This window comes from Collinsella sp. An268 (genome assembly GCF_002159765.1).
Lineage (GTDB): Bacteria > Actinomycetota > Coriobacteriia > Coriobacteriales > Coriobacteriaceae > Coprousia.
In genome coordinates this window covers 70531-85099 of record NZ_NFJH01000001.1, presented here as the reverse complement: position 1 = coordinate 85099, position 14569 = coordinate 70531, and the positions used below count along the sequence as shown (strand labels likewise).

13 protein-coding genes are annotated in these 14569 nt (G+C 69.5%); 2 read left to right on the top strand and 11 right to left on the bottom strand.

All coding sequences use genetic code 11. The features are described 5' to 3' along the window. Positions 1-142: 142 nt before the first annotated feature. The 11 genes from B5F70_RS00370 to glp all read right to left on the bottom strand — a co-directional run bounded on the left by B5F70_RS00370 (position 143) and on the right by glp (position 10772). Positions 143-1486 (bottom strand): solute carrier family 23 protein, encoded by a 1344-nt coding sequence (locus tag B5F70_RS00370; RefSeq protein ID WP_087203585.1) that lies wholly within the window; start codon positions 1484-1486, stop codon positions 143-145. Between the two features lie 9 nt (positions 1487-1495). Continuing rightward, a complete protein-coding gene (locus tag B5F70_RS00365) occupies positions 1496-1879 on the bottom strand; it encodes a Rid family detoxifying hydrolase (RefSeq protein ID WP_087203584.1) in 384 nt (127 codons plus the stop codon). 128 nt (positions 1880-2007) lie between these two features. Further along, a complete protein-coding gene (gene selD, locus B5F70_RS00360) occupies positions 2008-3060 on the bottom strand; it encodes a selenide, water dikinase SelD (protein WP_087203583.1) in 1053 nt (350 codons plus the stop codon). 121 nt (positions 3061-3181) lie between these two features. Beyond that, the gene (locus tag B5F70_RS00355; protein ID WP_087203582.1) at positions 3182-3427 is read right to left on the bottom strand and encodes a DUF3343 domain-containing protein; all 246 of its coding nucleotides are present in this window, start codon (positions 3425-3427) and stop codon (positions 3182-3184) included. 3 nt (positions 3428-3430) lie between these two features. Then, on the bottom strand, positions 3431-4576 hold the full coding sequence (locus B5F70_RS00350; protein ID WP_087203581.1) for an aminotransferase class V-fold PLP-dependent enzyme: 1146 nt from the start codon (positions 4574-4576) through the stop codon (positions 3431-3433). After that, positions 4573-5220 carry a sulfurtransferase-like selenium metabolism protein YedF gene (yedF, locus tag B5F70_RS00345; RefSeq protein ID WP_158094895.1) on the bottom strand — a complete coding sequence of 216 codons (648 nt, stop codon included), beginning with the start codon at positions 5218-5220 and terminating at the stop codon, positions 4573-4575. Before yedF ends, B5F70_RS00350 begins: the two co-directional genes overlap by 4 nt. A gap of 111 nt (positions 5221-5331) precedes the next feature. Further along, positions 5332-6402, bottom strand: a complete 1071-nt coding sequence (locus B5F70_RS00340; RefSeq protein WP_087203579.1) for an ATP-binding cassette domain-containing protein — start codon at positions 6400-6402, stop codon at positions 5332-5334. After that, positions 6403-7935 carry a molybdate ABC transporter permease subunit gene (gene modB, locus B5F70_RS00335; RefSeq protein ID WP_087203860.1) on the bottom strand — a complete coding sequence of 511 codons (1533 nt, stop codon included), beginning with the start codon at positions 7933-7935 and terminating at the stop codon, positions 6403-6405. It lies immediately after the preceding gene. Positions 7936-8021: 86 nt separating this feature from the next. Continuing rightward, positions 8022-8894, bottom strand: a complete 873-nt coding sequence (modA, locus tag B5F70_RS00330) for a molybdate ABC transporter substrate-binding protein (protein WP_239463004.1) — start codon at positions 8892-8894, stop codon at positions 8022-8024. A gap of 109 nt (positions 8895-9003) precedes the next feature. Further along, the gene (locus tag B5F70_RS00325) at positions 9004-9510 is read right to left on the bottom strand and encodes a MogA/MoaB family molybdenum cofactor biosynthesis protein (RefSeq protein WP_087203578.1); all 507 of its coding nucleotides are present in this window, start codon (positions 9508-9510) and stop codon (positions 9004-9006) included. After that, positions 9510-10772 (bottom strand): gephyrin-like molybdotransferase Glp, encoded by a 1263-nt coding sequence (glp, locus tag B5F70_RS00320; protein WP_087203577.1) that lies wholly within the window; start codon positions 10770-10772, stop codon positions 9510-9512. Before glp ends, B5F70_RS00325 begins: the two co-directional genes overlap by 1 nt. A 237-nt stretch (positions 10773-11009) precedes the next feature. Here glp and adhE point away from each other — a divergent pair, with 237 nt between their 5' ends. Beyond that, entirely contained in the window at positions 11010-13655 is a 2646-nt protein-coding gene (gene adhE, locus B5F70_RS00315; protein ID WP_087203576.1) for a bifunctional acetaldehyde-CoA/alcohol dehydrogenase, read from the top strand. A gap of 134 nt (positions 13656-13789) precedes the next feature. After that, the gene (locus B5F70_RS00310; protein ID WP_087203575.1) at positions 13790-14554 is read left to right on the top strand and encodes an aminoglycoside phosphotransferase family protein; all 765 of its coding nucleotides are present in this window, start codon (positions 13790-13792) and stop codon (positions 14552-14554) included. Positions 14555-14569: the final 15 nt, after the last annotated feature.

The following is a 14569-nucleotide window of genomic DNA, read 5'->3' as shown; positions in this document are numbered from 1 at the left end:
GGCCGGAGCCGTCGCGCAACTTGTACGAACATATGCGATTAGCGTAGCGCATCGCGCGCGCCCGTCAAGCCGCCGAACGAAAGCTGACACTTCCGTTCCAGCATGCTGATGCCGGGGCGGGGCAGCCGGCCTTCGGCGGGCGCTACTCCTCGGTGTTGTCCTCCGGCACGACGAGGTTCAGGAGGAACACGGCGATGAAGGCGACAACGAGCGAGCTGCCGAACACGTTCTGCACGAGCTCGGGCGCGAACTGCAGGATAGCCGGGGCGCCCGCGATGCCGACGCCGAGCGCGAGCGAGATGCCCACGATCATGCGGTTGCGGTAGTTGAGCGGCTGCTCGCTGATGAGCTGGATGCCCGAGAGCGTGATGGCGGCGAAGACCGTGATGGTGGCGCCGCCGAGCACGGGCTGCGGGATCGTAGCCATGAGCGACATGAGCTTGGGGCAGAAGCCGGCGATGAGCATGATGGCGCCCACAATCAGAAAGACGCGCTTGGCAACGACCTTGGTGGTGCAGATGAGGCCGACGTTCTGGCTGAAGGGGTCGGTCGGCAGGCCGCCGATGAGAGCGCCGATCATGCCGCAGATGCCCTGACCCTTGATGGCACCGCCGAGCTCGGTGTCGGACGCGTCGCGCCCGAAGCCGCCCATGGCGGTCGAGGAGACGTCTCCGATGGTCTGCACGGCCTGCACGATGTACATGAGGATCATCATGAGGATGGCGTCGGGGTGGAACTCGAGCCCGAAGTGCAGCGGGATGGGCGCGGAGACGATAGCGGCCTCCGCCACGGGGCTGAAGTCGACAATGCCGCCCATGACAAGCGCGATGACGTAGCCGACGCCGATGCCGATGAGCATGCCCGAGACCTTGATGTAGCCCTTGCCGAGCAGGCTGCAGGCGAGCGTGGTTGCCAGCGTGACGAGCGCCAGGATCCAGAACTGACCGGAGCCGAAGGTGCCGGCCGCCTGCGCCGCGGAGCCGCCGCCGAAGTAGTTGATGGCCGTGCTGTAGAGCGAGAGGCCGATGGCGAGCACGACGGTCCCGCAGACGATGGGCGGGAAGAAGCGCCGGATGCGCCCGATGAACATGCCGATGAAGATGGAGGCGAACGCCGCGACGAGCTGCGAGCCGAAGATGGCCGAGATGCCGTACTCCATACCGATGGTGGTGAGGATCGGCATGTAGGCGAAGGCCACGCCCATGACGCTCGGGAGCCCCATGCCGAACCCGAAGACGGGATAGAGCTGCACGAGCGTGGTGAGCCCGCCGATGATCATGGCCGACTGCATGAGCATGGTCTGGTCGGCGGCGGAAAGCCCGCACGTGCCGGCGATGAGCATGGGCGGGGTGATGTTGCCGACGAGCATGGCGAGCACGTGCTGCATCGCCTGCGGGAACGCCTCGCCGAACGAGGGCTTGCCCTCGAGCTTGAAGAGCTCGCCCGCACCGGTGCCGGGAGCGGACGTCTTAGTCGTGGATGCCATGCGCCCCCCCTACTGCGCGCGCTGCGCGATGACCTCGATCTCCACCAGGCCGCCCATGGGGAGCGCGCCCACGGCGAAGCAGCTGCGCGCCGGGAACGGCTCGGGGAAGACCTCGGCGTACACCGCGTTGACGGCGGCGAAGTCGCTGATGTCGGCCAGAAGGACGGTTGTCTTCACGACGTCCGCATAGGTGAGGCCCGCGGCCTCGAGCAGCGCGCCCACGTTGGCGAGCGACTGGCGCGCCTGGGCCTCGACGCCCTCGGCGAGCGTGCCCGTCTCAGGGTTCAGACCGAGCTGGCCGGACAGGTAGACGGTGGCGCCGGCGTCGATGCCGGCGGAGTACGGGCCGACGGCGGCGGGCGCCGCGGCAGATGCGATGACGGTCTTGCTCATGGGTGCTCCCCTCTCCCGGGACGGCACCGCGCGCACGGACCCGTCCCTCCTCCATAGGGGGCTATCGTACTGATAAACCCCACATCTGGCAAGATACCTGCAAATAGCTTAATCAGGCGTGCACCGCTCTAGCGCGCGGTGAGCACGATGCGCTTGCCCGGGGGCACGGCGTCCGGCGCGACGATGCGGCCCACGCGGCGCGCGGGCACGCCCGCCCGCACGAGGTCGTCGACGAGCGCGGGCGCGTCCGCCGCCGCCACCGCCATCATGAGGCCGCCCGAGGTCTCAGGGTCGTACAGCACGTCGGCAAGGTCGAGCGGCGTGGATCCCACCTCGACCGCCCCCTCCGCATAGCGGCGGTTGCGGTAGACGGCGGCGGGCAGGATGCCCATCGCCGCGAGGTCGCGGACCCCCGGCAGCAGCAGGAACGCGTCCGGATCGAGCTCGGCGGCGGCATCGGCGCCCGTCACCATCTCGAGTACGTGGCCGAGCACGGCGAAACCCGTGATGTCGGTGGCCGCGTGCACCGCGTGCGCCATCATGACCTCGGCCGCCGCACGGTTGAGCGTGACCATGGCGTCGACCATCGCCTCCTCGAGGTCCGGGTGGGCGACGCCGCCCTTGACGGCCGTCGCCGCGATGCCGATGCCGAGGGGCTTGGTGTAGACGAGCGCGTCGCCCACCTGCGCCGTGTCGTTGCGGACGATGCGCGCCGGGTCGACGAGGCCCGTCACCGCCATGCCGTACTTGGGCTCGGCGTCGTAGATGCTGTGCCCGCCGGCGAGCGAGGCTCCCGCCTCCGCCACCATGGCCGCCCCGCCGCGCAGGATGGCGCGGACGGCGTCTTGGGGCATGTCCTCCGGCACCGCCATGATATTGAGGGCCATGATGGGCCGCGCCCCCATGGCATAGAGGTCGGAGAGCGCGTTGGCGGCAGCAACCTGCCCGAAGACATAGGGGTCGTCCACCATGGGAGGAAAGAAGTCGACGGTCTCGACGAGGGCGAGGTCCGGTGCGAGGCGGTAGACGGCAGCGTCGTCCGCATGGTCGAACCCCACGATGAGGTTGGGGTCGCGCGGGGCGCTGAACCCCTCGAAGAGCCGCGCCAGCATGCCGGCGCCCACCTTAGCGCCGCACCCGGCGCAGTCCGCCAGCTTGGTGAGTTTGACCGCGTCCGCCATGATGATCTCCTCTCTCTCGGGTGCCGCCGGGGGCAATCTCGCCGGCGGCAGCCGCCTCGCGGGGGCTATAAACCCGTCCTCTCGCCCGCGGGCGCCGGCGGGACCCCGCCGGGCGAGCCCCTCAGCCGAGGACCTCGACGAAAGCCGCCGGGACGACCGCGCCCGCGACCGCGCGCTCGAAGGCGGACCGGGACGCCGCGTCCGGCGGCAGCCGCCACGCCAGGCCGCAGTTGGCGGAGAGGTGAGAGGGCGTGGGGATGAGCCTCCCCGGCACGCCCGCGCGCCCGCAGCACCGCTCCGCCTCGAGCGCGTCGAACGTGCTCGCAAACGTCACCACGACGCTGCGCCGCCCCCGCATCTCCCCCATCGCTCAGACCCCCTCGCGGGCGATGGCCGCGACCGCGCTGACCGCCCGGTCGACCTCGTCCTCGGTCGTGTAGTACCCCAGGGAGAGGCGGACCGCGCCCCGCTCCCGGGTCCCCAGAGCCTCATGCGCCCGCGGCGCGCAGTGGAGCCCTGAGCGGGTGACGATCCCGAAGTCGCAGGCGAGGCGGTCCGAGACGAGCGCCGCGTCGAGGTCGCCGACGGTGAGGGCGACCGTGGCGAGGTGCTCCATGCCGTCGCGCGCGCCGAGCACGCGGACCGCGCGCGCCGCCGCAAGCCCCTCGACGAGGCGGGCGCGGAGCCCCTGCAGCCGCCCGTGGATCGATGCGGGCGAGGCCGAGGCGACAAAGCGCGCGGCGGCGGCGAGGCCGGCGATACCGGCGGTGTTGAGCGTACCCGCCTCCAGATGCTCCGGGTAGGCGTCGGGCTGGTCGTCGAGGGCGCTCTGCACTCCCGTGCCCCCGTGCACGAGCGGCGCGACCTCCACGCATGGTCCGACGATGAGCCCGCCCGTGCCCGTGGGGCCCATGAGCGCCTTGTGCCCGGTGAAAGCGAGAAGGTCCGCCCCCAGCTCCCCCCAGTCCACGGGCAGGGCGCCCGCGGTCTGCGCGGCGTCCACCAAGACCAGCGCTCCGGCGTCGTGCGCCAGGCGCGCGATCCGCGCCACCGGGAGGACGGCGCCCGTGAGGTTGGAGGCATGGCTTATCGCCACGAGGCGCGTGCCCGGGGTGATGAGCCTCTCGGCTGCCGCCATATCGAGCGCGCCGGTGGGCTCGACGGGAATGATATCGACCGCGACGTCCCGCTCGCGCGCGAGATAGCTGAGCGGGCGCAGCACGGAGTTGTGCTCGTAGGCCGTCGCGACCACATGGTCGCCACGGCGGACGGTGCCCAGGATCGCCTGGTTGAGCGCCAGCGTCGCGTTGTGCGTGAAGACGATGCGCTCGGGATGGTCGAACCCGAAGAGCCGGGCGAGCTCGCATCGCGCGTCGAAGACGAGCCGCGCGGCGGCGAGGTCCTCCCCCGCCGCACCGCGCGCAGCGCTGCCCGCGCCCGCGAGCGCGGCGCAGACGGCCTCGCCCACGCACGGCGGGCGCGCGACGGAGGTGGCGGCGCAGTTGAGGTAGATCACAGCGTGACGACCTTCCCCGCCCCCAGCATGGCCTCGGTGATGGCGTAGAGGTTCGTGACGCCGCCGACGGCGAGCGCATCCTTGAGGCCTAGGTAATCGAGGCAGGTGCCGCAGGTCAGCACCTCGCACCCGCGCTCCGCGAGCGCGCGGATGTCATCCAGGGCGGGCGACCCCTCGCACGTGAGGAGGGCGCCGCTGTTGTAGAAGATGAGGCGACGGGGAACCTCGGCGCGCTCGGCCATCGCGAAGAGCACGCCGCGCATGAGGACGCCGCCGAGCTCGTCGTTGCCGCGGCCGAGGACGTTCGCGCCCACGAGCACCGTGGGCGCCTCCCCGGCGGCCGGCGGCGAGACCGGGGCGGGCGCCGGGCAGACGATGCCCTCCGGCAGACCCGCCTCGGCCGCCTCCCCGCCGGGGGCGGCCGGAAGGGGCGCTCCGGTTATCTCGACGGCCCAGCCGCCCTCCCGGCAGGCGACGTCTGCCTGTGCCCCCTTGCTCGCCGCCAGGCGCCTGAGGTTCTCGACGGCGACCTCGTTATCCACCAGCACGCGCACCGATCCCGCCGCCGCCGGGTCGCCGAGCGCCTTGAGCGCACGGATGACGGGTTTGGGACAGGTCTCGCCAAAACAGTTGAGCTCGCGCATGGGTGCACCTCGCATCGCCGGGGGGGAGTGCGGAGCCGCGTCCGCACAGTTTGCCCCATTGTAGCGGCAACGGCCCCGGGGCGACACCCGCGCATCCGCGGCGGGCGCACCTCAGCCGCGAATGAGATGGATGCGGCGCGCGTCGAAATGCATGCGCAGCACGTCGCCCTGCCGCGGCAGGTCCTCGGGCGCGGCGCTCCTGAGGTCGATCTTCCACTGCAGGCGGCTCGGAGAGTCGGCGCGCGGCGGATCGAGAAGCACCAGCCGCTCGAAGCGCGAATCGCTCACGCGCGCGACGGTGAGGTCGTAGCTGTTGCGCCCCCGCTCGACGCGGTTGTCCTGATGGAAATAGGATGCGCGCACGCCCACGAAGGCCACATCGTCCGGCACCGGCGCGCCGACGTCGAACGTCATGCCCCAATCGAGCGCCTCGACCACGGTGGCGCCCGCCTTGCGGGCGGGGCTCGTGTTCTTGCAGCCGGTGAGCCGCAGCGCGGCGAGCGTCTGCGGGCGGCGCATGAGGCCGGCAGGCGTCCCCTCCTCCGCCACGCGGCCCTCGTGCATGACGACGATGCGCTCACACAGCCGGCAGGCCTCGTCGATATCGTGGCTCACGTAGAGAACCGTGGCGTCGAGCACGTCGAAGAGGTCGAGCAGGTTCTGCTCGAGGGCGCTCTTGAGGTAGGCGTCGAGCGCGCTCATGGGCTCGTCGAACATGTAGATGCCCGGGTGCGCCGCGATCATGCGGGCGAGGGCCACGCGCTGCTGCTGGCCGCCCGAGAGCCGCGCGGGGTAGCGGTCGACATAGCCCGCCATGCCGAAAAGCGAGAGGTAGCGCCGGGCGAGGTCGGCCCGGCGCGCCGCCGAGAGCGCACGGTCCATACCGGCCTCGACGTTCTGCCCCACGGTGAGGTGCGGGAAGAGCTGGTAGTTCTGGAAGAGCAGGGCGCACTTGCGCTCCTGCGGCGAGAGGTTCACGCGCGCGGCGGAGTCGAAGAACGTGACGCCGTTCACCACGATGCGCCCCTCATCGGGGGTCTCCACCCCGGCGATGCAGCGCAGGGTGCAGCTCTTGCCGCAACCCGAGGCGCCGAGCAGCGCCACCCGCTCGTCGCCCGCCTCGAGCGCGATATCGAGCGCGAACCCCGGGTAGCGTTTCTTGATGGCGAGCGAGAGCGACATCTAGCTCACCTCCCCGGTACCGGGGGCGCCGCCCCCGTCTGCGTCGGCGGCGGAGGCGCGGATGAGCTCGCGCAGCGCCTGCGCGTCGATCCGCAGCGCATCGCCGCCCGCCTCGGCCGCCTCGTCGGCGGGCCCATCTACCCCGCCCGCGCGCCGCGCCCGCCGGGGCACCACTCCGCCGCGCTCGCGGAAGCGCTGGCTGCGGGCGGTATAGAGGTTGATGAAGAGGACGACGGCAAAGCTCATGAGAATGACCACGACGACCCAGAAGAGCGCCACGTCGGTGTTGCCGCTCATCCACTCGAAATAGATGGCGATGGGGATCGTCTGCGTGATGCCGGCGTAGTTGCCGGCGAAAAAGAGCGTGCACCCGAACTCCCCCATGGCGCGGGCGAAGGCGAGCACGGTGCCGGCGGCGATGGACGGCCAGGCGAGCGGCATCATGAGCCGGCAGAAGATGCGCGCCTCCGACCAGCCGAGCGTGCGGGCCGCGTCGAGCATGGAGGCGTCGAGCGACTCGAAGGCGCCGAGCGCCGTGCGGTACATGAGGGGGAAGCTCACCACCACGGCGGAGATGACGGCGGCCTCCCACGTGAAGACGAGCGACACGCCGTGCGCGATGAACCACTGGCCCACCGGGGTCGCCTGCCCAAACAGGAGCAGCAGCAGAAAGCCGCACACCGTGGGCGGCAGCACCATGGGGATGGTGAAGACGGAGTCGAGCACGCCCTTCAGGCGGCTCGACGTCCCCATCGTCCGCCAGGCGGCGATGAGGCCGAGCACGAACGTGATGGCGAGCGCGACGGCACTCGTCCTGAGCGACACCCAGAACGGCCGGTAGTCGACGTCGGCGAAAAACGCCTGCAGCTGCTCGAGCGGGCCGGGGGGCGCGGCGAGCGGCACCTCGGATGCGGGCACGAGGCGCGCGGCGTCGCACCAGAGCGCGCCGGCGGAGAGGTCGAGCCCCGCCGCCTCGGCCGCGGCGCTCGGCTCCCGGCCCGCAAGGTCGCCCGCAGGCTGGACGGCGCAGTAGGCGCGCCCGCCCGCATCGTGCGCGAAGAGGTACCGATAGGGCCCTATCTCGACGCTGCGCTCGGTCGTTACGGTGAGGGTGAGGCCGGCGGCGACGTCGCGCAGAAGCGCCCCGCCGCGAGAGGCTTCCTCGTCGAGGTCCTCCACGAGCGCGAGAAGCGCGGCGACGTCCCCCTCGTCTCCCGTATCGAGGCCCGCCTCGGACGCGGCCTCGGCGTCGAGGTAGACGATGAGGTCGGTCTCGGTCACGAGCACCGTGAGCGTCGCGCCCTCGGGCTGCGGGTAACGGTAGCCGATGTCCGTCCCGTCGACCGGGCGCTGAGCGCCTTTCTGATAGCGGGTGAACGACCGGATGCCGATGCCCGCCGCGGTGTCGACGGCCACCCCCTCCTCGGCGACCTCGGCACCCCCGGCGCCGTCCGCGCGCGCCGGCGCCGGCGCCGCGAGCGAGAGCGCGAGCGCGACAAGCACGGCGAGCGCCGCGGCGAGAGGGAGGCGCATGCGGGTGCGCGGCCCCGTCCCTGCGAGGGGGCCGCGCGCGACCACGATCCGGTTATAGGTTGCGGGCGTCACCTGGCACGCCTGCACTACGCGAGCTCGAAGCCGTACTCGGCCCAGATGGCGAGGGCGTCCTCGTTCTCCATGCAGAAGGCGAGGAAGTCGGCCGCGGCGTCGGCGTTCTCGGAGCCCGCGGCGACGGCACCCGGGTAGACGATGGGCTTGTGGCTCTCGGCGGGCGTGGTGTAGGCGACCTCGATGCCGTCATAGCGGTAGACGTCGGAGGTGTAGACGAAGCCGATGGTACAGTCGCCCGTGGAGACCCACTGCGCGGCGGTGCCTACCTTGTCGGCGACGGAGATACGGTCGGCGATGGAGGCGTCGTACGCGCCGCCCTCCCCCTCGGCCTCGGAGTAGAGGCCCACGCTCGCGAGCGCCTGGTTCGCGTACTTGCCGGCGGGCACCGCGCCCGGCTCGCCGATGGCGATGTTGCCCTCGACCGAGGGGACGTCCTCGAGCGATGCGATCTCGACGTCCGCGCCCTCGCCGCGCACGATCACGAGCTCGTTGGTGAACATGTCCTGACGCGTGGCGGCGTCGACGAGCTCGGCCTCCTCGGCGTCGTCCATGGTCCCGGCGGAGGCGGTGATGAGGATGTCGACGGGGGCGCCGCCGCGCATCTGCTCCACCAGGTCGCCCGACCCCTTGTACTGCGTGTCGGCAAAGGTGACGCCGGTCTGCTCGGTGTAGAGCTTCTCGACCTCGGGCATGGCCTTCTCGAGCGAGTTGGCGGCGAAGATCTGGAGCTCGACGTCCGAGGTCGCGGCGGGCGCGCTCCCCGCGGGCTCCGCGCTGCCCTCGGCGGGCGCGGAGGTGTTGCCGCAGGCGGCGAGCGTCGAGGCGGCGATGCCGGCGACGCCGAGTGCCGCGAGGCCGCGGCGCGAGACCATCATGTTGTCCATAGGAGCTTCCTTTCCCCCGCCCGTCATGGCGACGGGCCCGAATGCCCATGGCGTCATTATACTCGTTCGAGAATAATTGTGAAGCGCCGGCGTCTTGGCCGCACCCCCGCTACGCGCGGGCGGCGCCCCCGGCGGCGGGCGCCCCGTGACCGCCTCCCGCGCTCATCTTGACGGCGTGCTCGAACTGATCGGCGATGCCCTCCCAGCACTCCGTGGCCGCACGGGTCGACCCGGGGAAGTTCACCACGAGCGCGCCCGCCCGCTGCATGCAGCGGGCGCGCGAGAGCATCGCCCGGCGCGTCTTGGTCATGGAGTAGGCGCGCATGGCCTCGGCGATGCCGGGGACGTCCCGCGGGCAGACGCGCGCGGTCGCCTCCGGCGTCACGTCGCGCGGCGAGAGCCCCGTGCCGCCGCAGGTGATGACGATGTCGGCCCCCGCCTCGTCGACGGCGCGCACGATGGCGCGGGCTATCTCGTCCTCATCGTCGCGCACGACGACGTGGCCCGCGAGCGTCCAGCCGGCGCCGGCGATGAGCCCCTCGAGCGCCGCGCCCGCCTCGTCGCGCGCGATATCCCGGGTGTCCGAGCAGGTTATGATCGCGATCCTGATGTCCATCAGAGCACCGCCCCCTCCGGCAGATCGATGCGCACGACCGCGGCCCTGTCGCCCGGCTCGTAGCCCTTGAGCCCCTCGGGCACCATGAGGAGGCAGTTGGCGTGCTGAAGCGTGCCCAGAAGCGCCGAGTTCTGCGAGAACGAGTGGTCGACCGTGAGCGCCCCCGTCACGGCGTCGCGCGCGACGACCGCCCGGTCGTAGAAGCGGCGCTGCTGGCCCTTCTTAACACGGGAGGTCACCACGGCGTCCTGCACGGGCCGCGCGAGAGCCCCATGCCCCCGCATGGCGCGGATCGCCGGGCGCGCGAGCATCTCGAAGCCCACGCACGCCGCCGCGGGATTCCCCGAGAGCCCGAGGAAGGGCGTCCCGCCGATGAGCCCGAACGTGATGGCCTTGCCCGGCCTGAGCGAGATGCGGTCGAAAAGCACCGTGCCCTCGCGCCGCGCGATGGCCTCGACGTAGTCGTAGTCGCCCGCCGACGCGCCGCCGCTCGTCACCACGAAGTCGCACGCCTCCACCATAGCGTGGATGGCGCGCGCGATCTCGGCCTCGTCATCGGGCACCGCGCCGAAGAAGCGCGGCTCCGCGCCGGCGTCGAGCGCCGCCGCCAGGATGGCAGCCGAGTTGGCGTCGCGAATCTGTCCGCGCGCCGGCACCGTGGCGGGGTCGACGAGCTCCGTGCCGATGGAGAGGACGCCCACGACGGGCGCCCTCCGCACGCGCACCCGCGCGCATCCCGCCGAGGCGGCGAGCCCGGCGCCCGCCGCGGTGAGCACCTCGCCCGCCGAGAGGACCGCCTCTCCGGCGCGCGCCTCGAGGCCCGCCTCGCGGATGTTCGCGCCCACAGGCGCCGGGGTCGCGAAGGCGACCCGGGAGCCCTCGGCCCCGTCGCCCTCGACAACCGTCACGTCCTCGTACTTCACCACGGCGTCGAGCCCGGGCGGCACCGGCGCCCCCGTCATGATGCGCACCGCCTCGCCGGCGGCAACCTCGCCCGCAAAGACATGGCCCGCGGCCTCGTGCCCCACGACGGAGAGCGTGACGGGAGCCCCCTCTGCCGCCCCGGCCAGGTCCTGGGCATGCACCGCGTAACCGTCCATCGCGCTGTTGGCGAACGGCGAGAGGTCGATATCGGTCACCACGTCCTCCGCAAGCGGCAGCCCCACCGCCCGCCATGCGTCGACCTCCACGACCTCGGCGGGGGCGACGTGCGCAAGCACGATACGCCGGGCCTCCTCCAAGGGAATCATATGCTCGTCCATCAGGGATCCTCCTTCTATCCTCCCGCGGGACGCCGAGCGCCTGGGCACCCGCGCCCGCTCACATCTATTCTCGCATAACTATAAAGATGTCCGTTTGTCAGGATGTCTTTACAATTGAAGCGTTCCAAATTAATGAAACGCTTTAATCTGCCGTTTACCGGAATTATGCCGTTTACCGAAGACATACTTGCTAAAATCTGGACTGTAGGGTAAGTCACCAGTCGCAAGGAGAGACACATGGTGAAAAAGAACGCGGTAGCCGCCGCACCGGAGGTCATCGACTCCGTTGATGCCCTCGAGGCCAAGCTCGCGCACATGCGTGAGGCCCAAAAGGTCTTCGCCACCTACACGCAGGAGCAGGTCGACAAGATCTTCTACGAGGCCGCCATGGCTGCCAACAAGCAGCGCATCCCGCTGGCAAAGCTCGCGGTCGAGGATACCGGCCGCGGCATCGTCGAGGACAAGGTCATCAAGAACCACTACGCCGCCGAGTACATCTACAACGCGTACAAGAACACCAAGACCTGCGGCGTCGTCGAGCGTGACGAGGCCTACGGCATCACCAAGGTCGCCGAGCCCATCGGCATCGTGGGCGCCGTCATCCCCACCACCAACCCCACTTCCACCGCGATCTTCAAGTGCCTCATCTGCCTGAAGACCCGCAACGCCATCATCATCTCCCCGCACCCCGCCGCGGCCAAGTGCACCATCGCCGCCGCCAAGGTCGTGCTCGACGCCGCCGTCAAGGCCGGCGCGCCGGAGGGCATCATCGGCTGGATCGACCAACCCTCCCTCGAGCTCACCAACAAGCTCATGAGCGATGTCGACATCATCCTCGCCACCGGTGGCCCCGGCATGGTGAAGGCCGCCTACTCCTCCGGCAAGCCCGCCCTCGGCGTCGGCGCCGGCAACACGCCCGTCGTCATCGACGACACGGCCGACATCAAGCTCGCCGTCAACTCCATCATCCACTCCAAGACCTTCGACAACGGCATGATCTGCGCCTCGGAGCAGTCTGTGACCGCCCTTGACTCCGTCTACGACGCGGTCAAAGCCGAGTTCCAGTACCGCGGCTGCTACTTCGTCAAGAAGGGCAAAGAGGTCGAGGCCCTGCGTGCCGCCATGTTCAAGAACGGCGCCCTCGATCACCGCATCCCCGGTATGCCCGCTCCCCAGATCGCCGAGCTCGCCGGCATCAAGGTCCCGGCCAAGACCAAGATCTTGATCGTCGAGTGCACCTCCACCGATCCGCTCAAGGAGGAGTTCTCCCACGAGAAGCTCTCGCCGGTGCTCGCCATGTACCACGCGAAGGACTTCCAGGAGGCCGTCGACAAGGCCGAGCACCTCGTGCTCGCCGGTGGCCCGGGCCACACCGCCTCGCTCTACGTGCATCCCGCCGAGAAGGAGAAGATCGAGCTCTTCCAGGAGACCATGGCCGCCTGCCGTATCGTCATCAACACCCCGTCTTCGCAGGGTGGCATCGGCGACCTCTACAACTTTGCCATGAAGCCGTCCCTCACGCTGGGCTGCGGCTCCTGGGGTGGCAACTCCGTCTCCGAGAACGTTGGGGTGAAGCACTTGCTGAACATCAAGACCGTGGCGGAGCGCCGCGAGAACATGCTGTGGTTCCGCGCTCCCGAGAAGATCTACTTCAAGAAGGGCTGCACGCCCGTCGCCATCGAGGAGCTCGGCCGCACGATGGGCAAGAAGCGCGCCTTCATCGTCACCGACCAGTTCCTCTACAAGAACGGCAACTGCCGCGCCATCGAGGAGAAGCTCGACGAGCTCGGCGTCGCCCACGATGCCTTCTATGACATCCAGCCCGACCCGCGCCTGCAGGACGCCATGAAGGGCGTCGAGCGCATGAAGCTCTTCGAGCCCGACCTCATCATCGCGGTCGGCGGCGGCTCGGCTATGGACGCCGGCAAGATCATGTGGCTCATGTACGAGCACCCCGAGGCGAACTTCGAGGATATGGCCATGGACTTCATGGACATCCGCAAGCGCGTCTACACCTTCCCCGAGATGGGCAACAAGGCCTACTTCGTCGCCGTCCCGACCTCCTCGGGCACCGGCTCCGAGGTCACGCCGTTCGCCATCATCACCGATGCCGAGACCGGCCTCAAGTGGCCCATCACCGACTACCAGCTCATGCCGAACATGGCCATCGTCGACGTCGACAACGCCATGACCGCGCCCAAGGGCCTCACCTGCGCCTCCGGCATCGACGTCATGACCCACGCCATCGAGTCCTACGTCTCGATCATGAGCTCCGACTACACGCGCGGCCTCTCCATGCGCGCCGTGAAGCTCGTCTTCGAGAACCTGCCGTCCGCTTACGAGAACGGCGCCAAGGACCCGCACGCCCGTGAGGAGATGCACAACGCCTCCTGCCTCGCCGGCATGGCCTTCGCCAACGCCTTCCTGGGCCTCAACCACTCGATGGCCCACAAGCTCGGCGCCTACCATCACCTGCCGCACGGCATCGCCAACGCCGTCATCCTGACCCGCGTCATGCGCTACAACGCCGCCGAGAAGCCCGTCAAGATGGGCACCTTCTCGCAGTATCAGTACCCGCACGCGCTGCATGACTACGCCGAGCTCGGCCGCTACGCCGGCTGCACCGGCGCCGACGACCGCGAGGTGTTCGAGAACTTCATCGCCAAGCTCGAGCAGCTCATGGAGACCATCGGCATCAAGAAGACCATCGCCGAGTACGGCGTCGACGAGAAGTACTTCCTCGAGACGCTCGACGAGATGACCGAGAACGCGTTCAACGACCAGTGCACGGGCGCCAACCCGCGCTACCCGCTCATGAGCGAGATCAAGGAGCTCTTCCTCGACGCGTACTACGGCCGCGAGCCGCAGTCCTACGAGGCGTAAGCGCCCGCTTATCTGAACGCACGTCGTTCACCTAATGCAAAGCGCCGTTCGCCCCATCTTGCGGACGGCGCTTTTTGCAACGGGGTAACATAGAGCCAAAGGTTCCCAACGAACGATGAAAGGACGGTAACGTCATGCTTCTCCCCGATTCGAAGGTCGAGATCGTCCACCGCGGCAACAAGACCGTGTACGACCTCGGCGACAAGATCGCCAAGGTGTTCAACGAGAACAAGCCCGTCTCCGACATCTTTAACGAGGCGCTGAACCTCGCGCGCATCAACGAGACCGGTATCCGCAGCCCCCGCGCCCTGGAGGTCACACAGCTGGACAATGGCGGCTGGGCGCTCATCACGAGCAAGGTCCCCGGCGTCACCCTCGCCGAGAAGATGCAGGCAGAGCCCCAGCGCTTCGGAGAGTATCTCGAGCAGTTCGTCGATCTGCAGATCGAGATCAACGGGTACACCTGCACCCAGCTCAACCGTCAGTTCGACAAGTACACCCGCATGATCAACTCGCTCGATCAGATCAACGCCACCACGCGCTACAACCTGCTCGAGCGCCTGAACGGCCTCAAGTCCAAGGGCTATGTCTGCCACGGTGACTTCAACCCGAGCAACGTCATCGTCGGCGAGGACGGCGAGCTCTATGTCTGCGACTGGGCGCACGCCACGCAGGGCTCCCCCGCCTCCGACGCGGCCATGACCTACCTGCTCTTCGCCCTCCAGTCCAAGGAGCAGGCCGACGCCTACCTCGAGCTCTACTGCGAGCGCGCCGACATGCCCATGCAGATCGTCCGCCAGTGGATGAGCATCGTCGCTGCCTCCGAGCTCGCACGCGGCCGCAAGGTCGATGAGGACTTCCTCATGAGCTGGATCGACGTCGTGGATTACCAGGGCTAAATCGTCCCCCTGGGA

Excerpts from the sequence above, each read along its gene's own strand:
- selD (WP_087203583.1), bottom strand. The coding sequence starts at position 3,060 with ATGGCGGACGCGGTCAAACTCACCAAGCTGGCGGACTGCGCCGGGTGC.
- B5F70_RS00310 (WP_087203575.1), top strand. The coding sequence starts at position 13,790 with ATGCTTCTCCCCGATTCGAAGGTCGAGATCGTCCACCGCGGCAACAAG.
- modA (WP_239463004.1), bottom strand. The coding sequence starts at position 8,894 with ATGGACAACATGATGGTCTCGCGCCGCGGCCTCGCGGCACTCGGCGTC.
- B5F70_RS00355 (WP_087203582.1), bottom strand. The coding sequence starts at position 3,427 with ATGGGGGAGATGCGGGGGCGGCGCAGCGTCGTGGTGACGTTTGCGAGC.
- B5F70_RS00325 (WP_087203578.1), bottom strand. The coding sequence starts at position 9,510 with ATGGACATCAGGATCGCGATCATAACCTGCTCGGACACCCGGGATATC.
- modB (WP_087203860.1), bottom strand. The coding sequence starts at position 7,935 with ATGCGCCTCCCTCTCGCCGCGGCGCTCGCCGTGCTTGTCGCGCTCGCG.
- B5F70_RS00370 (WP_087203585.1), bottom strand. The coding sequence starts at position 1,486 with ATGGCATCCACGACTAAGACGTCCGCTCCCGGCACCGGTGCGGGCGAG.
- glp (WP_087203577.1), bottom strand. The coding sequence starts at position 10,772 with ATGGACGAGCATATGATTCCCTTGGAGGAGGCCCGGCGTATCGTGCTT.
- adhE (WP_087203576.1), top strand. The coding sequence starts at position 11,010 with ATGGTGAAAAAGAACGCGGTAGCCGCCGCACCGGAGGTCATCGACTCC.
- B5F70_RS00365 (WP_087203584.1), bottom strand. The coding sequence starts at position 1,879 with ATGAGCAAGACCGTCATCGCATCTGCCGCGGCGCCCGCCGCCGTCGGC.
- B5F70_RS00340 (WP_087203579.1), bottom strand. The coding sequence starts at position 6,402 with ATGTCGCTCTCGCTCGCCATCAAGAAACGCTACCCGGGGTTCGCGCTC.
- yedF (WP_158094895.1), bottom strand. The coding sequence starts at position 5,220 with ATGCGCGAGCTCAACTGTTTTGGCGAGACCTGTCCCAAACCCGTCATC.